This is a genomic window from Bdellovibrionales bacterium (assembly GCA_018266295.1).
GTDB lineage: Bacteria > Bdellovibrionota > Bdellovibrionia > Bdellovibrionales > Bdellovibrionaceae > JACMRP01.
This window is the reverse complement of the sequence record JAFEAQ010000011.1, coordinates 1,019,707-1,041,396: the sequence shown is the minus strand read 5'-3', so window position 1 is coordinate 1,041,396 and position 21,690 is coordinate 1,019,707. Positions and strand designations below refer to the sequence as shown.

The 21,690-nt window shown below is 47.9% G+C and carries 21 protein-coding genes; 18 read left to right on the top strand and 3 right to left on the bottom strand.

Going from position 1 to position 21,690, the window contains the following annotated elements; genetic code table 11:
• Positions 1-88 precede the first annotated feature (88 nt).
• The 8 genes from pal (at position 89) to smpB (ending at position 6,381) form a co-directional block, all read left to right on the top strand.
• Positions 89-598, top strand: a complete 510-nt coding sequence (gene pal, locus JSU04_13820) for a peptidoglycan-associated lipoprotein Pal (GenBank protein MBS1971381.1) — start codon at positions 89-91, stop codon at positions 596-598.
• A gap of 49 nt (positions 599-647) precedes the next feature.
• A complete protein-coding gene (locus JSU04_13815) occupies positions 648-926 on the top strand; it encodes a DUF4398 domain-containing protein (GenBank protein MBS1971380.1) in 279 nt (92 codons plus the stop codon).
• A complete protein-coding gene (locus JSU04_13810; GenBank protein MBS1971379.1) occupies positions 923-1,627 on the top strand; it encodes a tetratricopeptide repeat protein in 705 nt (234 codons plus the stop codon). The genes JSU04_13815 and JSU04_13810 overlap by 4 nt, the downstream gene beginning before the upstream one ends.
• Before the next feature lie 35 nt (positions 1,628-1,662).
• On the top strand, positions 1,663-2,706 hold the full coding sequence (gene tsaD / locus JSU04_13805; protein ID MBS1971378.1) for a tRNA (adenosine(37)-N6)-threonylcarbamoyltransferase complex transferase subunit TsaD: 1,044 nt from the start codon (positions 1,663-1,665) through the stop codon (positions 2,704-2,706).
• Positions 2,703-3,545, top strand: a complete 843-nt coding sequence (gene rsmA, locus JSU04_13800; GenBank protein ID MBS1971377.1) for a ribosomal RNA small subunit methyltransferase A — start codon at positions 2,703-2,705, stop codon at positions 3,543-3,545. Before tsaD ends, rsmA begins: the two co-directional genes overlap by 4 nt.
• A gap of 160 nt (positions 3,546-3,705) precedes the next feature.
• Entirely contained in the window at positions 3,706-4,899 is a 1,194-nt protein-coding gene (locus JSU04_13795) for a hypothetical protein (protein MBS1971376.1), read from the top strand.
• The gene (locus JSU04_13790) at positions 4,896-5,705 is read left to right on the top strand and encodes a TIGR02147 family protein (GenBank protein MBS1971375.1); all 810 of its coding nucleotides are present in this window, start codon (positions 4,896-4,898) and stop codon (positions 5,703-5,705) included. The genes JSU04_13795 and JSU04_13790 overlap by 4 nt, the downstream gene beginning before the upstream one ends.
• 223 nt (positions 5,706-5,928) lie before the next feature.
• Complete coding sequence (gene smpB / locus JSU04_13785) at positions 5,929-6,381, top strand: SsrA-binding protein SmpB (GenBank protein MBS1971374.1); 453 nt, start codon at positions 5,929-5,931, stop codon at positions 6,379-6,381.
• Here the strand turns inward: smpB and JSU04_13780 are convergent.
• Complete coding sequence (locus JSU04_13780) at positions 6,326-7,054, bottom strand: hypothetical protein (protein MBS1971373.1); 729 nt, start codon at positions 7,052-7,054, stop codon at positions 6,326-6,328. The two genes, smpB and JSU04_13780, sit on opposite strands and share 56 nt — an antisense overlap.
• Before the next feature lie 84 nt (positions 7,055-7,138).
• On the opposite strand from JSU04_13780, the gene JSU04_13775 reads away from it, so the two are divergent.
• Entirely contained in the window at positions 7,139-7,813 is a 675-nt protein-coding gene (locus tag JSU04_13775; protein MBS1971372.1) for a hypothetical protein, read from the top strand.
• A gap of 153 nt (positions 7,814-7,966) precedes the next feature.
• Here the strand turns inward: JSU04_13775 and JSU04_13770 are convergent, their stop codons facing one another.
• Positions 7,967-8,683, bottom strand: a complete 717-nt coding sequence (locus JSU04_13770; GenBank protein ID MBS1971371.1) for a PilZ domain-containing protein — start codon at positions 8,681-8,683, stop codon at positions 7,967-7,969.
• 25 nt (positions 8,684-8,708) lie between these two features.
• On the bottom strand, positions 8,709-8,984 hold the full coding sequence (locus tag JSU04_13765) for a hypothetical protein (protein ID MBS1971370.1): 276 nt from the start codon (positions 8,982-8,984) through the stop codon (positions 8,709-8,711).
• A 436-nt stretch (positions 8,985-9,420) separates the two neighbouring features.
• On the opposite strand from JSU04_13765, the gene JSU04_13760 reads away from it, so the two are divergent.
• The 9 genes from JSU04_13760 (at position 9,421) to JSU04_13720 (ending at position 21,682) form a co-directional block, all read left to right on the top strand.
• Positions 9,421-9,858: a MarR family transcriptional regulator gene (locus JSU04_13760; GenBank protein MBS1971369.1), complete on the top strand. Its 438-nt coding sequence runs from the start codon at positions 9,421-9,423 to the stop codon at positions 9,856-9,858.
• A gap of 12 nt (positions 9,859-9,870) precedes the next feature.
• A complete protein-coding gene (locus JSU04_13755) occupies positions 9,871-10,743 on the top strand; it encodes an HlyD family secretion protein (GenBank protein MBS1971368.1) in 873 nt (290 codons plus the stop codon).
• A gap of 2 nt (positions 10,744-10,745) precedes the next feature.
• Positions 10,746-12,299: a DHA2 family efflux MFS transporter permease subunit gene (locus tag JSU04_13750; GenBank protein MBS1971367.1), complete on the top strand. Its 1,554-nt coding sequence runs from the start codon at positions 10,746-10,748 to the stop codon at positions 12,297-12,299.
• Between the two features lie 4 nt (positions 12,300-12,303).
• Positions 12,304-13,605: a TolC family protein gene (locus tag JSU04_13745; protein MBS1971366.1), complete on the top strand. Its 1,302-nt coding sequence runs from the start codon at positions 12,304-12,306 to the stop codon at positions 13,603-13,605.
• Positions 13,606-14,676: 1,071 nt separating this feature from the next.
• A complete protein-coding gene (locus tag JSU04_13740) occupies positions 14,677-15,894 on the top strand; it encodes a hypothetical protein (GenBank protein MBS1971365.1) in 1,218 nt (405 codons plus the stop codon).
• Positions 15,895-15,902: 8 nt separating this feature from the next.
• Positions 15,903-18,467: a hypothetical protein gene (locus JSU04_13735; protein ID MBS1971364.1), complete on the top strand. Its 2,565-nt coding sequence runs from the start codon at positions 15,903-15,905 to the stop codon at positions 18,465-18,467.
• A gap of 26 nt (positions 18,468-18,493) precedes the next feature.
• Complete coding sequence (locus JSU04_13730; GenBank protein ID MBS1971363.1) at positions 18,494-19,948, top strand: hypothetical protein; 1,455 nt, start codon at positions 18,494-18,496, stop codon at positions 19,946-19,948.
• A 12-nt stretch (positions 19,949-19,960) separates the two neighbouring features.
• Complete coding sequence (locus JSU04_13725) at positions 19,961-20,980, top strand: lipoate--protein ligase (GenBank protein ID MBS1971362.1); 1,020 nt, start codon at positions 19,961-19,963, stop codon at positions 20,978-20,980.
• Between the two features lie 105 nt (positions 20,981-21,085).
• Positions 21,086-21,682 carry a hypothetical protein gene (locus JSU04_13720; GenBank protein MBS1971361.1) on the top strand — a complete coding sequence of 199 codons (597 nt, stop codon included), beginning with the start codon at positions 21,086-21,088 and terminating at the stop codon, positions 21,680-21,682.
• Positions 21,683-21,690 lie beyond the last annotated feature (8 nt).

The following is a 21,690-nucleotide window of genomic DNA, read 5'->3' as shown; positions in this document are numbered from 1 at the left end:
AATATCGAAACAACTAATTGATATGGTTTGACAATAACCCATCATGGCTTAAAGTTTTAAGGGTTCAAAACCTTAAGGAGGAGTAACGATGTTACGTAAATTGACGTTCGCTTTTGCTGCAGTCGCTTTGGTAGTTGCTTGTAAAGGCAAACAAACGAAGTCTGATGTTGAATCAACACCTATCACAACGCCAACGTCTGAGACGGCTGTGGAATCAACTCCAATGAGTTTTGATACTGCAGGCAGTGACAGCGGTAAAATCCCTGGACTTGAGACTGTGCATTTTGGATATGACAAATCTAGCATCGATGCTGAGAATAAGAAGATCCTCCAAGGCAACGCGGACTGGATTAAAAAGAACGGTGGCTACAAAGTTCAAATCGAAGGTCACTGCGACGCTCGCGGGACTATCGAGTACAACTTGGCATTGGGCGAAAGACGCGCAAACGCTGTAAAGGCTTACTTGGTAAGCTTGGGTGTTCCAGCGGCTCGTTTGTCTGTGATCAGCTACGGAAAAGAAAAACCTGTTGAAGCAGGTGAGAGCGAAGCTGCGAACGCGAAAAACCGTCGCGCGAACTTCTTGCCAGTTCAGCAATAATAGTTAAAGGAATTTTCGGGTGAGGGGATTTGTTGTTCTAGCAGTGACAATGTTGGCTCTCTTAGTGAGCTGCCAAACGGTCCCCCAGCCGATTGAAGAGTATACTCTGGCCCGCGCCGCGATTGAAGCCGCCCGGGCAGTCCAAGCTCCCCGCCATTCACCAGGCTACTGGCATCAAGCTGACGAAGCTTATCGACAAGGCCGGTTGTACTATAAAGACAGAGATTACGCCCAAGCACGTGACGCTTTTATTAAAGCAAGAATAGCCGCCGAAAGAGCGGAAAATTCAGCTCGTCTGATCCGTCAAAAAACAGGAGATGTGTTATGAAGTGGTTACTTCCTGCAACTACATACGTTGGGCTTTTATCCCTCGGCCTTACTGGCTGCTTGAAAACCCGTACGGACGTGCGTGAAACCGAACAAAAACAAGTGATTCAGCAAGAAGTCACAAAAATGCAGAAGGCCTCTGCGGATTCCGCAAGCCGCTTCTCTGATATCGAAGAAGATATGCGTGGCCTTCGCGGCCGTGTAGAAGTGCTTGAACACCAAAAAGGCCAAGGCTCGCAAGAGGCCGAAGCGGCGAAAAAGTTCGCTGCCGATTCTTCTGCGGATGCCAATAAGAAGATCCTTCTTTTGCAAGAAGGTCTCAGCAATCTTGAAAAAACCGTTTTCCAATTAAATGCCGAAGTAAATGCTTTGAAAGCTGAAAAAGCCGCAGCCGTAGCCCAAGCGTCAGCAGCCCAGGCAAAAGCAGCGACAGAAGCCAAGAAAAGCTCCTATGAGCTTGGCCAAGAGGCTTTCGACCAGAAGGATTGGAAAAAAGCGATCTTGAATTATCAGAAATATCGTGATGAAAACCCTAAGGGCAAAAAGTTCAACGAAGCGACCTATAAGATGGGTGTGTCTTTCCAAGAACTGGGTATGAAAGACGAAGCAAAGACTTTCTATGATGAGCTTGTGACGAAGTCTCCGGATTCCAACGAAGCGAAAAAAGCTAAGATCCGTTTAAAAGGTCTTAATAAAAAATAATGGGCCCCTTTGGGGCTTGAAATAAAGAGTACTAAATGGACCGCGTTCTCGCGATTGAAACGAGTTGTGATGATACCTCTGTAGCTGTTGTTGAACGCACAGGCTGGGTTCACTCGGTCGTTTCTGCGAGCCAAGACCTGGAACATGAGCCCTACGGCGGAATTGTTCCAGAGATCGCCTGCCGCAATCACTCGATAGCCTTGATTCCCCTGATTGAAGAAGCTCTGAAAAAAGCGAACATGACGTGGAAAGATATTCCTGCGATTGCGGTGACCAATCGCCCGGGCCTCGTGGGGTCTTTGATCGTCGGATTGATTACTGCAAAAAGCATCGCTCAGGCCAAGGGGATTCCGTTTATTGGTGTGAATCACCTTGAGGGACACTTGCTTGCGCCTTTCTTGAAAGATGCGCAGTACGCGCCACCTGAGGATTTTGATTATCCTTATGTGGGTCTTGCAATCAGCGGCGGTCATACGAGTTTGTATCACATCAAAGGCATCGGCGAGTACGAAGTGCTCGGCACCACCAAAGACGATGCGGCCGGTGAAGCTTTCGATAAGTTTGCGAAGATGGCGGGGCTTGGTTTTCCAGGCGGCGTGCGTGTTGATAAAGAAGCGCAAAAAGGAAATCCGAAAGCTTACGATTTCCCGCGCAGCATGATTCACGACGACACCTTCGACATGAGCTTCTCGGGTTTGAAATCTTCCGGTCAGCGCTTGCTTGAACAGATGGGAGCTGAGGAAGTGCAAAAAAATTTGCCGGACCTCTGCGCCTCTTTCCAGGAAGCGATCGTGGACGTTTTAATCGCTAAGTTAGAAAAAGCCGCTAAGAAGTTTAAAGCGAAACGTGTCATCCTAACGGGTGGAGTGAGTGCGAATTCGCGTTTGCGTGCGCGGGCCGAAGACTGGGCAAAGCGCAAAGGTTTTAAGCTTGTGATTCCGCCGCTCAGATACTGCACTGATAATGCAGCGATGATTGGCTACGTTGGTGTTTTGCGCCTGAATCGTGGCGAAGTTTCTACATTGGATCTTGGGCCTTCTCCGCAAAGCCTTCCCCAAGATTTCAATAACAAACAATGAGTACCGCTCGCGAGCGCCTTCAAGAGGTGCAAGAAGCCCTTGGCATCGAAGCCAAGAAGTCGTTGGGCCAAAACTTTTTGGTCAGCGATATTGTCATTGAAAGAATCATCAATAAAGCCCGGGAATTTGAGCCGGATGTTTTAATTGAGGTCGGTCCTGGGCCCGGTGCACTGACTTATTTCTTGCGTCAGTTTAAAGCGGAATTTCGTGTGATTGAACTCGATCGCGTGCTGGCGCAATTCTGGCGTGGCCATGGAGTCGATGTTATAGAAGGCGATGCTTTGCAGTTGGATTGGCAGCAATTCTACGAAGGCAAAACCGGCAAGAAAGTCCTCGTTAGCAATCTTCCTTATCAGATTTCATCCAGCATTGTGATTGATCGCAGCCTTGATAAAGAGGGGCTTGATCACATGGTATTGATGTTCCAAAAAGAAGTCGCACAAAGAATCGCGGCTCAAGCGCAGACCGATGCCTATGGCTTGCTGACGGTGATTGCTCAGACTTTCTGGAAAACTGAAAAAGTGACTGAAGCAGGTCCGCGTGATTTCGATCCGCCACCCCGGGTTGCTTCGCGAGTTCTGGCATTCACTCGCAAGCCAACCTCTGTGCAAAATCCAAAAGCCTTTTTAGGTTTCGTCAAAGCGGCGTTTGCGCAAAGAAGAAAGCTTTTGAAAAAGAATCTGTCAGCTCTTTACAACCAAACCGGGACCGATGACGCAAAGGTTGTGGGCTGGCTTTCAGAGATGGGATTTAAAGAGACTGTTCGAGCTGAGGAATTGAATCCTGCTCAATTTGTCGAACTTTACCACCGGTTTCAATTCGAAAAAATTACACGTTAAAAACGAGACCTTCTTGTAAGCCGCTCCTGGAGCGGTTTTGCGCCAATCTTCATTGCCCAGCTGTTGCCTGCGGATAACAATTTGTTGCCTTGGGGGCTTGTCTCATGTGAATAGTCCCGCTGTAATTCAAACAAAGTTAACTAGAGACAAAGGAACGTAAATGAAGATTTTCATTCACTTTATAGGCGCCTTCTTGTTGGGGACTGCATCTGTCCACGCTGTGTTGTTGGATGGGCCACGTGTCGGTAACGGCGGGCCACGTGTAGGAAATGGTGGTGTTGTTCTTATCTGTAAAAACCGCTCCGGCCAGGCGACTGTTCAGCTTTTGGATCACTACGAAGCAAGCAAGAGACAATGGACTCTCGATCTCGGTTCTCCAAAAGATCATTACTTTCAAAAAGTGGCGGCAGTGATTGACTCCATCCAGCGATTGAACCCAAGCCGTGCAGCTCTTTATCAAGAGTGGCTTGCATCTTTTGAAATGGATACTTACTTCACCGATGCAAAATTGAATTTGTTAAAAGATACCGGCGAAATCGATACTCCGCCAAAAGGTTGTGACTTGGCTCAGGCGGCGGTTCACCAAGATACAAACCTGCGTGGTGATCGTCGCTACATCATTAACAAAGGGATCTGGAACAAGCTCGACAATAACGGCAAAGCCGGCCTTGTGTTGCATGAGATGATCTATCGCGAGCTGGTGACTCAGTATCCGCCGCATGGGACTTCGTACTTTGCGCGTAGCTTGAATGCGTTCTTTAGCTCTCGCGAAGTGAAAACTATGCACTTGCAAGAGTACTACAATAATCTGAGCGCAAATTATGTCGCGACGATGGATACACAGTACGGTTTGCCAATTGTGATCACGACGGCGAGTGCTCAAGGCGAGTTTGTTCATACTAAAGTAAGATTCTCGTCGCCAGATACAGTTGATTTTGCAGAAACAGCTGCTCCGATTCTGAACGGCATTTTCTATACGTGGTTGGGTAATAAAGTTATTCTACAAAACGGTGAATGTTCTGAGGCCGCTGCTGGACGTTACTTCAACGCGGAAGGTGCGCCGACCTGCCTGGATGCCTTGGTGAACGAACTGACGATTCAGGAAGCGGGTATCAATGGGAAATTATTTTTTAAAGATGGTAGCGGCTATTTGACCAATATCCGCGAAAGTTTCGTATCGGTTGACAGCCGTCAGGTTACAATTCGCGGTGACGGCGATCCAACGTCTGTGTTGCCAGGTCCATTGCCGGTGCTGGTTTTCAAAGGCACCGTGAACGGCAAAGACGTGACTCTGGAAGGTTCTGAGTTTGTTTTGGATTTCGTTCAATCGACGGTAGGAGTGACAGTCCCATGATTTCAGTTTTTGATCACACTAGCTATCGCACATACTTAGGTAATGTTCTTGAAGACAAAGTGAAGAAGAATGCGGCGTTTTCTCTCCGTTCCTTCGCACGCAACTTGGAGCTCAGCCCTTCGCATTTGTCGCGCGTTTTGTCGGGCTCTAAAAAGCTTTCGATGGTGATGGCGGGCAGAGTGGCTCAGCGCCTGCAGCTTGGCCGTTCCGAGACCAGCTACTTCATGCTGCTGGTTCAGCTTGAAATGACAAAAGATGAAGAGATCCGCGCAGAGATTCTTAAAACAATGGCTTCTAAGAGCAAAAGCGCTCAAAGAAGGACGTTGGATCTCGAGACTTTCAAAACAATCTCTGACTGGCATCATTTTGCGATCATCGCTTTGGCAAAGATCCCGGGCTTCCGCAACGATCCGCACTGGATCGCGCGCCGCTTGGAAATTCAGCCTTTGGAAGCCACTCATGCGATCAACCGTCTATTGAATTTGAGACTCTTAGAGCAAACTCCCGAAGGCGAACTCCGCCCGGTCGAAGCTCAGGACATCACGACGTCTGATGACATCGTGTCTGCGGCGATTCGTGAAAACCACCGCCAGCAGTTGCAACGTGCGACGGCCGCTCTGAGCAGACAGCCGGTCGATATTCGCGAATTCAATAACCTGGCTGTGGCTATGCGCCCGAAAGACATGGAACGTGCCAAGAAGCTGATCCGTGACTTCGTTGATAAGTTTAATGAGGAGATGGATACGAGCGGGGGCACCGAGGTGTTCCAGCTCAATGTTCAGTTCTTCCAGTCCACGTCGGCGTAGTTTCCGAGCGTAGGGGATGGCTTCGCAGGTCTTTCTGCATCCTGACAATCGGGGCGACTGCCCCGAACCCCGCTTCCTGGCGGCCACGATGGCCGGCAGGAAGGCGTTCTCATGGATGGATGCGCCTTGCTGTGCCCCGTACTGCTGCGACAAGCAATATAAGCAAGCTGGCTCGGTGTTGCCCGCGTGACTTCGGCTGGGTGGGGTGCTAGTTTCTTTCGTCATGAGCATTCTGATTATCCAAGAAAACAAACAAGCCCGCTTCAACTATGAGGTCGTTGATACCTTCGAGGCCGGCCTTGTTTTAACGGGCAGTGAAGTGAAATCACTTCGCGATAAGAATGTTCAGCTCAAAGATTCCTATGTGAGCTTCCGGGGCAGCGAAGCCTTTTTGCAGAACGCCCATATCTCGGTTTATAAAGCCAGCAGCTACAATAACCATGAGCCTGAGAGATTGCGTAAGCTTCTTATGCATCGCTTGGAGCTTGATCGTATTTACGATGCTCTTCGTGAAAAGGGTTATAGCTGCGTGCCTTTGAAGATCTACTTCAAAAAAGGCCGCGCTAAAGTTGAGATTGCGTTAGTGAAGGGTAAAAAGACCCACGACAAGCGTGAGGCGATTAAGAAACGCGACGCCGACGCCCAGCTTCGATCGACACTACGTCGGGACCGTTAGCCGCCGCCTTCGCTTTTTCGGCTTCGAAATCAGGACCGTTGCGTGACAACGGTTGCACCGTGAATTCTTCAAATGGCAGCTCTTGTAAACCTAAGCGTGAACGCTTGATCGTGATTAAATTTTTCCAAGCCGCATAAGCTTCGCGATTTTGTGGATCGATCGAAAGCTTTTCGATGAGTTTCAACTCCGCTTCAGTGTTGGCTTTCAATGAACGATAGAAGTAATCGTACGTCATCGCCAGATCGCGGAAGTCGTCTTCATTGGTGATTTTGTAATCAGGAATATGCCAGTGACCGTACATGAGCTCTTTCATGTGCTTTTCCATTTGCACCAGCGGAGCCAGAAGGTTCTTTGTCATACGAAGGCCGGCGACGAGTGTGAAGCCGCCAATGATGACCAGACTAAGGACCATAAAGACGCCAAGCCAAACCACTTCGCGCTCCAGGTGAGTCACCAGAGCCGGTTGCGTATCATAAGCAAGATTTGTAAAGAGAGTGTAGTTCTGACTGATGAAGTAGTACGCCGGAATGAAGAACAGCAGCGCACCGCCGAGGACAGCGGTCATCAAAAAGACCGTGTACTTGTACTGGAAGGCCTTGTTCAGAATCATCTTCTGAGACCGATTGTGAGACAAACGCGACTGAGGTTCGTAGATTCGTTTTCCGTACAACATATATATACTTATCGACAGATTGCTCTTTCTTTGAAGTCCAATTATTCTCAGAGTGAGACAAATTAGACTCAGGGAGGTCCGTTCATGGGACTATGGTCGGGGAAAACAAAATACCTTTCGCTGCTTTATGTGGCATCTTTGATTTTCATTTCTGCCTGCCAAATTTCTACAAAAAGATCGGAAGGCACCCCGTCTCAAACTGAGAATGCGCCTCTAGTCGATGATAAGTACTCTCTGACGGCGGATCGCCAACAGCTCGATGAGCTTCGCAAGAATATTCCAGAAGAGAAGAAAAAAGAAAACGACGAACTTGCGTTCATGAGTCAGCTCTTTGCCGACGAAAAAAAATCTCCCTCAGATATCCGCGAAAAGTTCGATAGCATTTTGCGCAAGAAGCGCGAAACTTTTCAAAAAGATATGACCAAGGCCCGCGAAACCTACGTGAAAGAAGAGAAGAAGCGTAAAGACGACTTCACCAAACAGCAAGAGGAAGCCCGCAGCGATTTTAAGAAACAAAAGAGCACGCGTGATCAGAACAAAGATTTTTACGACGATCTCGATGCCAAAAGAAAAGAATTCTACTCCGCCGAACGTGATAAGCGCGAAGAGTTCGAATCCGACATGAGAGATAAAAGAAAGAATTTCGATGATTATGCGCGAGAGAAAAGTAATGAATTTAATCAAGAGCTTCGCGCTTATACCAAACGCTACGAAGAGGCCAAGAAAGCTGCAGAGGCAGCGGCTAAGCAAAAAAACTAAATTAGCTGTTCATGAGCATCTCAAACCAGATGCCAATACCTAGTATGAACGCAAATATGATGATTCCAAGTACGTACTTCATTAATCACCTGCCTTCTTAAGATACTTATCGGCTGGTTCCGTTCAGGACACGATTAAAATTTGAATAATTCTTTAGCCTTTGGTGTTTAATCTTGAGAAGAACTCTCGGTGCAAATCCATTGTAATTGCGAACAGTTTTCCCTCGAGCAGAGAAGAGAGCGGTTTGAATTCAATACCAAAAATTTGTTTAGTGACGTTCGCGCCTTTTTCGATTTTGTGATGTCGGACGGTGCCCTCAATCTCGAGGGATTCCCGTTTGCCGATCACCACATGACCCTCAATGATATCACCATGCTCAAGCACCGGTGTGCTCGCAGTTAAAACGACGCGACAGCCACCGCTACTTAAATCATAGAGCTGACCTGTTAGTTTCACAGGCGCTTTATTCAGAGAGGAAATCAGCAAAGTAGCCTGATAATTTTCTGGAATTTTAATGCGGTAATTTTGGCGGCGCTGCAGATGAAAGAGATCTGAATCCATTCGTAAAACGACAACGTCCTGATCCACCTTCACGGGTGTTTTAAAGAAGTATCGTTCACCGCCTAAAAAGAAATTTCCTAAAAGTTCGGTTTCTTTAGCAGGGGACTGCAGGCCGAAAGGAATAGAGCATTGAAGTTCTGCTTTCGCCGTCGCGCGCTCTACGATCAGACGATAAACTTCGTCGCTGTCACCTTTGCAGGTGACTTCGCCGCGTACGTTCGCAAGGTCTCTGAAAAGACGCATGCGCTCTTCGGCGGTCACTTTCGAAAAAATATCGGCTCCATCCTGGCTCACAGGTTGATGATACATCAAGCATCCTCTCAAGAGTAGACACTCAAGCGGCTTTTTTTACGCGTTCGCCTTTTTGTAAGCTGGATGTTTGTTGAAGATAGCCTCTCACCGCACGACGATTTTGAGCGGGTGTCAGGAGCAGTGTTTTGAGTGCACTGAACTCAGCCTGCTCGATGGCACTTGCGGGAGGCGCTTCTGAATCCTCATTAAGGAACTCGAGGATCTTTTCGAAGTCTTCACTACCAACGTCCAGCTTCTCTGAAGTCTTCTTATTCATGTAAGAAAGATTAACAAAAATTCCGGAGCTTGCGGCAAGCATTTGCAATTCGTCCGAGATTGAGTCGGAAACTGTCTTAAGATTAGAGATGATTCTTTTTTCAGCACTTCTCGTTTCACACTGATAATCGTATGTGCGGCCAAAAAAACTCCTCAACTCGCCGAAGGTCCAGCCGATAAGTCATACATGTTGGCTCATCGTAATGAGGGCCCTAGAGGAGGATGCGAGTGTTACTAATAAATAAATCACTTCGCCACGAATTCATGCTTCACACGGAGCTGCGTGAATTGGTCCACCACCAGGAGACAGGTCCCCCGGGGTAGAGCTATAAAACACTTTTAAAACAAAGCCATGGATTGAAACCCATGGCTTTTTGTTTTTCTGGATCTATCAATTATTCCAGTATCTTAAGTCTCATTTTGAAATGCGAGTTTAGCATTCCTTGCTATGGCAAATAACACCTGTTATATTATTTGCTATGGCAAACAATAATATTAAAACCCTCGAACAATATGGCGCTCTGAGAAGAAACCTTAGTTTAGAAGTCTCTCAGAGAATTAAAGATCTTCCTTTCGGGCATCGTCAGATGGTGATGCTCAAGGTAATTCACACACAAGGCGAAATCAGCCTGGGTAAACTCGCAGAGCGAGTTGGCACCGACCCAGGAACTGTCAGTCGTTCCATCGCTCAGATGGTCGAACAGCGCTGGGTTGAGAAAACTCAGAGTCCTGAAGACGGCCGCTTATGGAAAGTGAAAATGTCGGCGGAAGGCGAAAAGCAAATGCCGGCGATTATGGCGATTTACGGTGAGTTGGCGGATTTGCTAGTCGCTTCGCTTTCACCAGAAGAACATGATCAACTTTTTAACTTACTAACAAAAATAAATGCGCACTTCGACAAAGTACACGGCAAATAAATAGGAGCCTTTATGGCAGAGACTATAATCACAAATAACATTTCTAGAGAAGTTCCTACAGCTGCGATCTCAAAGAAAAAGGTGTGGTACAAGTCTGAGATGACCCGCAAAGTGCTGATCAGCACTCTTGGTGTTGCCATCCTCTCTTTAATCACTTGGTTTTTCTTCTTCCATCCTTACATCAACACCGATGATGCTCGCGTCGCGATGACCATCGTCCGCGTAGCTCCGAGTGGTGTGAGCGGGCGAATTGAAAAAGTGAATGTCGAAGAAGGCTCGATCGTTAAAAAAGGGGATGTGCTTGTTGAGCTCGATCATCGTATCAGCCAAGCACAGGTCGACCGTGCACAATCAAAACTGGATTTGACCCGAAAAGAGCTTGGCCGCCTCGAAGGCCTTGTTCGCCAAAACAGTGCTCCGCAAAGAGATCTCGATAATGCTCGTTCTAACTTTACACTGGCGCAAGCAGAGCTGACGCTTGCCCAGGTTGCGCTTGAGAATACGTTCTTAAAAGCGCCTTTTGACGGCATCGTCGTTCAGAAGATTGCTGAAGTCGGGAATATTCTTGAGAACGGGCAGACGGCCGTTTCTGTCGCAGACCGAGCCCATGCTTGGGTGAATGCGAATATCGAAGAAACAGAAGTTTCGCATATTAAACCAGGCCAGCCTGTGACTATTTCTGTCGACGAAGGCGGCAAGCTGATTGGTAAAGTCAGCGAAGTGCGTGCGGCAACCGCAGGACAATTTGCGCTGATCCCAAGTGATAATGCTTCGGGGAACTTCGTGAAAGTCGTTCAACGGATCCCGATCAAAATCATTTTAGACAATCCCTTAGAAACTTTGAAATCAGGACAATCAGTGACGGTAAAAATTAAAGTGAGATAGTTATGGAAACGCAAAATTCGCGTTATAAATGGGAAGTGCTGATCATCGTTATGATAGGGACGATGATGGCGGCCCTGGATTCCAGTATCGTTAACGTCTCTGTTCCAAATATTATGGCCGACTTCGGTGTCGGTGTTGATGACATCGAATGGATTATTACAGGCTACATGCTAGCCTTTGCTTCTCTGATGCCGTTGACGGCATGGCTCCGCGACCGCATTGGTCACAAATCTTTGTATGCAGTCAGTTTGATCGTTTTTACTTTAGGCTCCGTGCTGTGCGGTCTTGCGTGGGATTTACCTTCGCTGATCGTTGCCCGCGTGATTCAAGCTCTGGGTGGGGGTGCGATCACTCCCACCGGTATGGCGATGATCACCGAAGTGTTTGAGCCCGAAGAGCGCGGTAAAGCTCTTGGCTATTGGGGCGTCGGTGTGATCGCAGGTCCTGCGATTGGTCCGACACTCGGTGGTTTCTTGACTCAGTGGTTTGGCTGGAGATCTATTTTCTTAGTGAATTTGCCGATCGGGATTATCGGTTTGATTATGGCGATGAAGATGCTTCGTAAAGACGTTCCGCATCCGCATCACCGCAGGGCGTTTGATACCTGGGGATTCTTCTTCTTTACTTCGTTCTTGATTTCTTTCCTGCTCGGAGTTTCTAAAGGAGAGCACGAAGGATGGACTTCGAACTATATCATTGTCTGCGGAATCATTGCTGTGTTGGGTTTCATCGGCTTCATGCTTGTGGAAACCCAAGTGGAAAACCGAATTATTGATATTACGTTGTTTAAAAACAGCACCTTTACAATGGCAATGGTGGTGACCATGGTGCGCTCGCTGGCTTTGTACGGCGGGACGTTCTTGTTGCCGCTCTTCTTGCAACAGATTCAGGGCTTAGAAGAAGTCGATAGCGGTTTATTGTTGCTGCCGGGTTCTTTGGTTCTTGCGATGTTGATGCCGGTGGGTGGGCGTCTCAGCGATAAGATGGGGCCACGGATTTTAACTATCACGGGCTTAATCTTACTAGGGGTTTTTATGTACCTCTATAAAGATCTCGATATGAACACTTCCAAGTGGGGGATTATTTATCCGACACTGATTCGTGGTGTGGGCTTGGCGTTGATGATTTCACCGATCTCAGCATTAGCGATGAATTCCGTTCCTAAACATAAAGCCGGGATGGCATCTTCGATGATGAATATCATGCAGCAGATTGGTGGGTCATTGGGCATCGCAATCCTTTCGATGGTGCTCAGTCACCGCATGCACTATCACCTTGGCGTTGTCGGTGAGAATCTGGCAAATCAAAGCGGAGGCTTTGCAAGACAGGCCATGATCCTGCGCGATCATGTGCACTCATTGGGCTATACCTGGGGACAGTCACAGGCTGTTTCGCAAGGTCTGCTCATCCGGGATTTGAATTTAAAATCGATGGTGCTTTCGTTCCAGGACTCATTTCTGGTCGGAGCTTTGATTGTCGGCGGCTGTGTTCTCATTGCCTTCTTCTTGCCAAAAGGAAAAGTCAAAGTGGATCCAGAAGTTGCAGCGATGGAGTAGTTATATGAAAAACGTTGAAAAGTTACTCTTTGGTTTAGTTCTCTTTTTCGGTTGGGCGGCGCACGCTCAGTCGGTGACCTTTCAAGATGCGCTGGCAAAAGCGAAGGACAATAACCCGAGCATCCGTCAGCTTCGACTAGGGCATGATTCAGCGACTTGGCAGAAAAAGAAAGCCTTTTCGACATTCATGCCGAAGTTGAGTGTGAACGGTGAGCATCGTTTTGGCGAGAAATACATGCTGATGCCGGTGGACTTTGGCGGCGCTCATATCGAGATGCCAGTCGAGAGCCCCTACACGGATTTCAATATTCGTGCGGCTTATACTTTGTTTGAAGGCTTTGGCGGTATGAACAACTATAAGGCTGCTTCTTTGCAAGAGCGTGCCTCTGAGTTGGAATTGCGCCGGGCGGAATTCCAATTAGAGCGTGAAGTGCGTTCGCGCTTCTATCAAGCGCTGGGGGCTCAGACGTTGGCGATGGTGGCTGGTCAGCGGGTGAAGAACTTGGAAGAGCACTTGGATCAGGCAAAGCGCTACGTGAAATATGGTTATACGACGAACTACGATGCTCTTCGTATCGAAGTGCAGTTGGCGGAGGCGAAGACTGAGAAGCTCCAAGCCGATGATAATATTACACTGGCGAAAAACCGTTTGGCGCAGATTATGGGTCTTGAATCTCTTCCTGAAAATTTGGCGGGGGAATTCCCTTCGATCGATAAAATTGTGATTCCGGCGGATCTGCAGGCCGAGGCTCAGAACCGTGATGATATTCAGGCGAAGCTCTTACGTGAAGAGAGTGCGACGCGATTGGCGGCGGCTTCCAAAGCTTGGTGGTCGCCAAAGTTAAATGTCTATGCGGATAAGACTTATTATAACTTCGATGATCGTGACGTGGCAGAGTCTTCAAAATACAAAGATGCGTACTCCGTAGGTGTGACTTTGAATTGGGAGATCTTCGATGGTGGTGCTTCGTGGGCCACTCAACATCAGGCAGCGAATCAAGAAAAGATCGCAGCGGAAGCGACGCGCGCGGCGATGATCCAACTGCCGCAGGAGTTCGATCTTTGGAAACGTAAGTACAATTACAGTGTGTCGGTGTATAAGTCGAAATCCGTTTCGATCACGCAAGCTCAAGAGGCCGTTCGCCAAGCAACGGCCGGCAAGAAGGCAGGAACTCGCACGGTCAACGACCTCTTGGACTCCGAACTCGAATTAGATTTGAACAAAGCCAAACTCGTGCAATCGCAGATCGACGCGATCGAAGCCCTGGGCAACCTCGAACTCGCTTCGGGCCGGGCGCTGTACTAGGCGCTTGGGTCGTTGCTGGCTCCGCCGGTCTTCCTCCGTCCATGGGACCCGAAGGGCAGCGTAGCTCATCGGGGACCTATCCCCGAACCCCAGGAAGTCCGGCTTTCCGACGAAAACCCACTCTTGCGAGCGGTAAGTCTTACGTGAGATAGTACCTCCCTCTGAATAAGGTCAACCTATAAGTTGACCCTATTCAGAGGGAGGTACTATGAACATATAAACTTACTTATTCGGTCACTTCCGTAGGTGCTTTGATTTATTATTCGTATATTTTGTTTTTTTCTGAGAGCTTTTAACTTTCTTCTTAGGTCTTTTAAATCCACGCGCTTCCATATCGTTTAGCTCATATATAAACTCCAAAACTATTTCCAAATTCAAAAAAATAAATCTTCCTAATTCTAAAAAACCGTTCCCACGGACGGATGGCCATCGCGAAGTAAGCGACAGGGCGAGCATGCACCTCTCACCGCACACCACAGAAAAAAACCTCTCCGTAAAATCTGAGAAACATATACCACGAGTTTTTAGAGTGAATTTCCAATCGCGCCACAAGCGAAGCCTCGCGCGCAAAATCCACGTCAATGCTATTTTCAATAATTCGTTTTTCGGACGGGGGAGTTTCGGTCGCTGAGGCGCCCGAGGGGCGAAGTCTTTGTTCTAGAGCGCAGTTTTTTGTGAGGAAAGTTCGGGTGTGTTTCCATTTTTTGTAAAGGTTGCTGGGCTCGACCAATCGTTGTTCCGAGTTTTCTTGGTCGGGATGGGATGAGGGACAGGTTTGAATTTTTCTATGTGAACTTATGCTACAAGATGAGTGAGTTTGCTTCTTCAGCAGAAGCTCTCGAACTTCTGCAAAGAAACATAATTTTTCGTGAGGGTTTCTCGGGCATTTGAGGGTGAGGAAGTCTCGTGAAAATTTCTCGGATTGAAAAATACACTCTGAGTATTCGGAATTGTGACACCCGTACGCGGCATTTTCTATGTTGTTTATCAGTGTGGTGCGGTTGGGGTTGGCACGAAGTTCGCTTAGTAAAATTTATAGAAGTTTTTGCCGTCTCATTGGAAGGGAACTCAATGAAAACCATCGCCTTACTACTCTTAGTCTCCATCGGATTGGGGACAAAGTGCGCCCAGGCTCTCCCGTCGACTTCACTCTTGCCTGAGGGGATCAACAGCCCGTCAATTCGCATGGGCAATATTCAAGGTATCGACGAACGATACACCGAGACCGGCACCCTTATGAAACTCGGCGACTATAAATCGGTTATTTTTGATGCTCCAACTTTGGCGAAATTTAATGCCGACGCAAAAAAACTCATTACAGCCCTCAATCGCTTTGGCTCCCAAGGCCTTGGTGATCAATTTAACCTCGGCGTCCTCAAAGTCGAAACCATGCCGGCGGTAAAATACTTCGCCCCGGTCTATGCCCGCGGAGTGACCAATGATTGGACAGTCGGCTTCGGTCTTCCCGTTGTGACTTATACTAATAAGATCTCGATTTCGAATCAGTTCTCTAACATCGATGCTTACCGCCGCCAGTTCTCGGGACTTGACCCTGAACTGGACCAAGCATTGAATACCGATCTCAGTACGGCAACGAACCAAGCCCTCGCAAATAAGGGCTATAAGCAACTTGGGGATAAAAACGAAACTTTCATTGGCGACGTTCAGCTCGTCAGTATGTACCGCCTTTTCGGTAATAACGACCAAGCCCTCGTGTATCAAGCGCAGCTCGGTTTGCCGACGGGGCCGAAGTACAACCCCGATGATCTCGCGGAGCTCAATGTTTTTGGTCGCACAACTTTGAACAACTCTTTTGTGTATTCACGCAAGCTCGGTAAGGGCTTCACGGCGATTCCTTATGTGAGCTACCTGTTCAACATGCAGGATGAAGTCACCGCGCGCGTTCCGACAAATGAAGATGACACTCTTCCGGATGCTTCAACAAAGCAAACAGTTCAAAGAACAATCGGTAACACAACTACACTCGGAGGGAGCCTCGTTTATGATTTTAACGACAGTTGGAGTCTTGGCGCTGGTTATGAACTTTCTCAAAAAGAAAAAGACGCCTATCGCGGTTCCAAAGATGCCCGATACGATCTCTTATCAGCAAAGACAGCCCTGAACGCGCAACGCGCGAAGATGGAGCTCACTTATAACAGTATTAAAAGCTACTTCAGAAAATCGGCTGCGATCCCTGCGATCATTGCGCTGGAAGTTTCTGATGTGATCGCGGGAACAAACGTTGAAAGACAGCTTGTTCAAGAACTTAACCTGATGTTGTTTTTCTAGGGGGAAGCGTGAAAAATTCGATCAAACTTATCATCGCTGCCAGTTTCCTCATCAATGCATGTGCGCCTAAAGCACAAGAACGTCAGTTCCCGCAACCGACGAGTGAATTCGGTCCCCGCAATCACGATACCGATTTGAGCGCTGGCCTTAAAGAGAGCGAACTTTTCAAAGCCAGTCTTGCATGGGAAGGCACTGTTTCGACGGCAAGCTTTTTCCAGCAAGCTGAAAACCTGATGGTGCTTGGGCAAAAAACCGAGCGTCCACAGCTGACTCAAGCTGGTTTACAATGGGTCGAGCGCTTCTATAAATCTTCAAAGACAAGTTCTTATGCAGATTTCTCGCGCAGCCCTTTTGCAACTTTGGCGACAACACAAACTGAGGATGAAGTTCAAAAAGCACTCGGAGAAGTTCAAACAGACTTGGATCGTTCACGCAAACTTATAAAGAGCTCTATTGCGGATCTCGGCAGAAGTTATCCATGGCCACAAAAGGGTGCAGATCTTAATCGCATCATCGTGAGTGCTGAGGGTTTTACATTAGTTGTGACGAATAAAATCGGCGCTTTAGGTATTCCAAAAGTCATCTCGGAAGGCGTGAACGCAGAATTGCAGAAACAAACTTCGACTTTGTTTGCGAAGTTCCGCGACATGGTCAATCAGCTTTACAAAACGTCGCTCTTTTCAAAGGCCCTGAATCTTGTTGAAGGCGCGATTGCGCAATTTAAAGTGCAATTACCACCAGAAACTCAAAAGAGCATTGAACAAGGCCGTTTGATCGCGAAAGATCTCGATGGTTTGACAAATTCACAGGCGGGTTTGACGGTTCTGATCGACATTTGGAATATTCTGACTCCGCGTGAGCGTGTTGATTACTTTCAGACAGAGAACCAGTCTTTGTATGACTTCCTGGCAAAGCAAGATGCGAAAGACTTGAGCTGCCTGCGCCTTCCTGATTGCAGTGGCGGCATCATTAACGGCATCGCTAAGAAGATCTTCATCCTGCCAAAAATTGACCAGTATGGTATCCAGCAACTTCATACAAAGCTGAACCAAACGACATTGAAGTACATGATCGCTATTATCGAGCAGTTCGCGCAGAACTTCATCGTGACAATGCCGGACACCTTCGCAAAGCAAATCGACGCCGGCCTTGTGGATAAAGCGGATGAGCTTTTGGCGATTCGTAAGAACTATCCGGATTACTTAAAAAATCTTCTCAGCAAGTGGGCCGGTAAGAACATGCCTGGCACGGACGGAAAAGTTGCGGGCTTTGAAGCTCCTTCTGTGAACCTCGCGCTTTCTGCGAAAAGCAAAATGGCGGTTGAAGCAGCGGCAAGTTCTTTGGACTTAAAAGCAAATACGGCCGGTACTTCTATGGCAGCCAATGCTCTGTTTTTGCAAAACACGCCCAACCACAATGACTTCAAGATGCGCACGGCTCTGTCGCAGATTAACAAGCTGATCGCGATCGGTGGTTACCGTGATGACGAGAAGCGCTTGGTTCCGGCATTGATGATGCCGATTGAAAAGACAAAGACGCCGCTAGATTTGATGAACTTCACGAAGTCAGCGTACTCTTACCGCATCCCCGATAAAATCAAGATGTTGGATTCTTTCCACGCGTCTGAAGAACCTTACGCCAAAGACTTCTCGGCGTCTGCTTATGCGGACCAGCTCCGTGGTCTCAGCCAAATGTTGAATTTCACAGCTGATTGGAAAAAGACCGGCTTTGAAGAAAGCCTCGGTAAAGTTCAGGCCCAGGAGTTAACAAACGAGATTCAGAATCCTGCACTGGCAAGACCTCTGTTCCCGAAAGACATGCTCTTTGCACTGAATATTGGTGATGCGGCAGTATTGCTGAAAAATATCACGAAGAAGTCGACTCCGGTTTTCTTGATCACTTTGAACAACAAAACAATCTGGGCTGACCAGTATCAGTCAGGTGGTGAAGAGACGGCAATTATGGCGGGTCTCGTTGATATCAAAGACGGTGAAAGATCAAATCAAGTTCAAGGTCAGGACGTGGCGAAGTTCTTGCTCGCGATTCAGGAATTCCTGAAGGCCACTGACGGAGTGGAGCGTACGCGTTCTGCTATTTTGCTAGAGCGCGATGAAATGGGAGCGACGCCATTGCAAGCTTTGCTCGAAGGCCGTAAAGATCTGAAGCTTTTAACAATTGCATTAGCGAACTTTATCTCAAGCCAGCTTTTGGATGAGAAGTCATTAGTTCAATCTGTTTACTCTTTGAAGACGATGGAAAAGGTGAAGAGCTCGAACTATCGTATCGACGATCAAGCCATGGCGATTCGTGCCTTGGTAGCGGCTTGGGAAATCACGGGAATGGATGCTTACCTTTGGACAGCTCACGAAATCTATTACGCTCTCAATAAGAATGCTTTCAGCAAGAAAGATCGTTTTTATATCAATGGTGACGGGTCTAGTTTGAGCTTCCCTGAAAAGATCCAAACGCTAAGAGCTTTGGTCGAGGTACAACCATCTTTGCCGGCAGCAAGTCAGGCGCAGCTCGGTCGTATTTTGAGTCCGTGGATGCAAGCCCTGGAGGAGTTGCAGTAGGTTGTAAACTCCTTTAAGCTTTTGGGATGAAGTTGAATTTCGACGGCATTTCAAAAAAGCTGGTCTGGGTTTTTATTGCGTTGTTTGTGATCAGCATGAGCTGCTTTCCGCTGATGTCAGAAGACCTCTTCATGTACCTCGCGATTGTGCGGGAATATTTTAAGACCGGCTCTCTGCCGGTGACAGATCCGTTTCTATTTTCAATCCCGAATTTTCATTGGACCATCTTGCATCAATGGCTTGGCTATTTTGTTTTCTATGGTCTTTATCAGCTCGGTGATTTTGATCTGATCATTATCGTCAAATCGATTTTCATTACCTTGGTTTATTGCTTTCCTCTGTGGCGAATCCGTAAATCTCCGCAGGCGACATGGTTGTGGGGACTTTCAGTCCTCCTCGCAGTCTATGCGATGAGCTTCCGGATGATGGAACGCACTTCGTTCTTCTCGGACTTCTTTATCGTCGCTGTTTTAAACATCCTGATGGCTGAACAGATCAAACCGAGTCGCTGGAAGTATGTGCTACCGGTCATTTTTCTGTTCTGGGTGAATTTGCATCCCGGTTATCCTATCGGCTGGTTCCTCTGCGGAATTTTCTTGATGATCAACTTGCCGAAGTGGCGTGAGCCCGAGTATCGCAAGCTCGCGGCTTTGGTCATCGCGTCGGTTTTAGTTTGTTTTATCAACCCTCGGGGCGTTGACGGATTCTTGTACCCGTTCAATTTCATGCAGAACGAGGGCAAGGTTTACCGGGTTTTCTATTTCGAGTGGATGCCGACGCTTCATCCGCTTTATCGCGAAGGCGCTCAAACTTATTTCATCTTTGCACTGGCTATTCTAAACCTGTTTTTGCTTTTCCGTGCGCGCAAGCAAAAACCTTTTTTTGAGGCTATCGCTTCGGCATTTTTTATTTTCTATGGTTTCTATGCGATTCGCTTTGTACCCTCGTATTGCTTTGCCATCGTGACGTTGAATGCCTCTCTGGCATTGAAGGCGTCTTACTCTCCGAAGTGGCCAATGAAGTACCTGAATGGGGCCCTCGCGGCCCTCGCTCTGGTGTTGGTGGTGAAGAATGTCGGCTGGGGCTATGAAACTATTTCGGGGCATCGGGATTTCGGGCTCGGAATGGACCCGCACATTGTACCTGAGCAGGCCGCCAAACTCCTGGATCAGTCGGGGCTGCAGGGAAATGTCTATAACTCCCATCTTTATGGCAGCTATCTCGCGTGGGCGTGGGAAGGGCATCGAAAGATTTTATACCACGGCTTTGTGACGGACCTGGATTTCTTCGTGAATCAGTACCTGCAGTTCGGTGCCGATCGGGCCCATCTTGATGAGCAGGTGAAGAAGTTTAACATCGGTGCGTTCTTTTTGGACCGGTTCAGAGGCAATGAGAGCCTTCTCAAGATCCTGACGGAGCATCCTGATTGGCAATTGGTTTACAAGGACGAGGGAGCCTTGATTTTCCTTAAGAAACAGTAGTACAAAGACCTCATGAAAAAGCTGAAGGTTTTTCTTTCTGATAGCCTGAATCCTCACCTCAATCTTGCCACCGAAGAATGGATCTTTCATAACCTCGATCCTTCTCAGCAGGTTTTGTTTTTGTGGCGTAACGAAGAGACCGTGGTGATCGGCCGTAACCAAAACCCTTGGTCGGAATGCAATCTCGCGAAAATGAAATCCGATAACGTTCACTTGGCGCGCAGAACAACGGGTGGTGGCGCGGTTTTTCATGACCTCGGCAATACCAACTTTACTTTTCTTTCTCCGCGCGAAGCTTACAAGCGCGAAAACAACGTGCAGGTGATTTTTCAGGCGCTCAAACAATTCGGTATCGAAGGCGAAGCTTCGGGCCGCAATGATTTGCTGATTCCTTTTCCGGATGGCCCTCGCAAGTTTTCGGGCAGTGCTTATCGTGAAAAGAAGGACCGCGCTTTCCATCACGGGACTTTGCTTTTACATGCGGATCTGACTCGCCTGGGGCAGTACCTCACGCCGAATCCTAAGAAGCTTCAAGCCAAGGGCAAGGAATCCGTTCGTGCCCGGGTTGCCAATCTGACAGAGGTTGCAGAGCACATTGAGCACAGCAAGATTGTGGAAGCGATGATCTGGTCGTTTGAAAAGTTTTATGACGCCAAAGCTGAGATCGAATCTCTGGATTTGGCGAGTTTGCCAAAAATTCCTGAGCTCAAAGAGCAATACGATACCCTCAGTTCCTGGAACTGGCTCTATGGCAATACCTTGGAGTTCAACCAAAAGATGGATGAGTATCTGTCTTTAGGATTCTTTGATTTTCATTTTAAAGTTGATGAAGCGCGGATTACTGACTTACAGATCTTCACGGACTGCCTCTATCCGCAGTTTATCGAGGACCTGACCTCAAGCCTGCGCGGGCAGCCTTACTCCGGGGATGCCATCCGTAAGGCCTTTGCCGTGCTTAAACCGAAGTACGCCGATCTGGCTTCGGGGCTGATTGAGCTTGAAACATGGCTTTGCGGCCAGGTGGAAGTCTAAGGCCGCAAGCGTATCGCGCCAGAGCAAAATTTTCACCGGGCTTGCCCATCGGTTGTAAATCAACTACGTTTCGCAACGAATTTAACAACAACCCATGGAGAGTTTATGCGATTTATTGCGCCCGCATTGCTATTCGTTCCTTTCTTCGCCGTTGCTGCAAACCCGCAGTACGAGAGCCTTAAAACAATGGATGGTGGAGTTCTTTACTGCCAATCCGCGACTGTCGGTCAAACAGGTTACCGCTTGGAGAACACTTTGGTTGAGCCTTCTGCTAAAGATGCTCAGACCCTCGAGGTGAACTTCGCGCCCAACTTCTACCGTTGTGCTAAAGGTGCTAACGGTTACGAGTGGCAAGCAAGCAACGTGACGGCGTTCTTGTCTCAATCCGTAAAGACAGATGCAGGCATCGTGAAGATCGTTCCTACATCTTATGCTTGGGTTGTCTATTCAGAAAATTACACAGAGTTGAACCCTCAACCAAGTGTGAAAGTTGCCGGTGGTCAGAAGTACACTGTGACTCTCAACGACTTGTTGAGCGGTGAGCAAAAAAGCAATCACCAAAAAGGTGTCGCATCCCGCGGTATCTTGACTGTGTTCATGAAGTACGTGACCAAAGCTGTTTATCCAAACGGCAAAGAAGAGAACCTCGGCCTTCATGCAACAAGCAGCTTTAATATTGTCATCACAGTTCCCGGCAACTAAGCTGAGGG

What these genes read in the sequence shown, in the direction of transcription:
- JSU04_13765 (MBS1971370.1), bottom strand. Translation starts at nt 8,984, where the DNA reads ATGCTTGCCGCAAGCTCCGGAATTTTTGTTAATCTTTCTTACATGAAT.
- JSU04_13720 (MBS1971361.1), top strand. Translation starts at nt 21,086, where the DNA reads ATGCGATTTATTGCGCCCGCATTGCTATTCGTTCCTTTCTTCGCCGTT.
- JSU04_13725 (MBS1971362.1), top strand. Translation starts at nt 19,961, where the DNA reads ATGAAAAAGCTGAAGGTTTTTCTTTCTGATAGCCTGAATCCTCACCTC.
- smpB (MBS1971374.1), top strand. Translation starts at nt 5,929, where the DNA reads ATGAGCATTCTGATTATCCAAGAAAACAAACAAGCCCGCTTCAACTAT.
- JSU04_13790 (MBS1971375.1), top strand. Translation starts at nt 4,896, where the DNA reads ATGATTTCAGTTTTTGATCACACTAGCTATCGCACATACTTAGGTAAT.
- JSU04_13770 (MBS1971371.1), bottom strand. Translation starts at nt 8,683, where the DNA reads ATGTATCATCAACCTGTGAGCCAGGATGGAGCCGATATTTTTTCGAAA.
- JSU04_13795 (MBS1971376.1), top strand. Translation starts at nt 3,706, where the DNA reads ATGAAGATTTTCATTCACTTTATAGGCGCCTTCTTGTTGGGGACTGCA.
- JSU04_13755 (MBS1971368.1), top strand. Translation starts at nt 9,871, where the DNA reads ATGGCAGAGACTATAATCACAAATAACATTTCTAGAGAAGTTCCTACA.
- JSU04_13745 (MBS1971366.1), top strand. Translation starts at nt 12,304, where the DNA reads ATGAAAAACGTTGAAAAGTTACTCTTTGGTTTAGTTCTCTTTTTCGGT.
- rsmA (MBS1971377.1), top strand. Translation starts at nt 2,703, where the DNA reads ATGAGTACCGCTCGCGAGCGCCTTCAAGAGGTGCAAGAAGCCCTTGGC.
- JSU04_13740 (MBS1971365.1), top strand. Translation starts at nt 14,677, where the DNA reads ATGAAAACCATCGCCTTACTACTCTTAGTCTCCATCGGATTGGGGACA.
- JSU04_13815 (MBS1971380.1), top strand. Translation starts at nt 648, where the DNA reads ATGTTGGCTCTCTTAGTGAGCTGCCAAACGGTCCCCCAGCCGATTGAA.
- JSU04_13775 (MBS1971372.1), top strand. Translation starts at nt 7,139, where the DNA reads ATGGGACTATGGTCGGGGAAAACAAAATACCTTTCGCTGCTTTATGTG.
- JSU04_13760 (MBS1971369.1), top strand. Translation starts at nt 9,421, where the DNA reads ATGGCAAACAATAATATTAAAACCCTCGAACAATATGGCGCTCTGAGA.
- tsaD (MBS1971378.1), top strand. Translation starts at nt 1,663, where the DNA reads ATGGACCGCGTTCTCGCGATTGAAACGAGTTGTGATGATACCTCTGTA.
- pal (MBS1971381.1), top strand. Translation starts at nt 89, where the DNA reads ATGTTACGTAAATTGACGTTCGCTTTTGCTGCAGTCGCTTTGGTAGTT.
- JSU04_13780 (MBS1971373.1), bottom strand. Translation starts at nt 7,054, where the DNA reads ATGTTGTACGGAAAACGAATCTACGAACCTCAGTCGCGTTTGTCTCAC.
- JSU04_13810 (MBS1971379.1), top strand. Translation starts at nt 923, where the DNA reads ATGAAGTGGTTACTTCCTGCAACTACATACGTTGGGCTTTTATCCCTC.
- JSU04_13750 (MBS1971367.1), top strand. Translation starts at nt 10,746, where the DNA reads ATGGAAACGCAAAATTCGCGTTATAAATGGGAAGTGCTGATCATCGTT.
- JSU04_13730 (MBS1971363.1), top strand. Translation starts at nt 18,494, where the DNA reads ATGAAGTTGAATTTCGACGGCATTTCAAAAAAGCTGGTCTGGGTTTTT.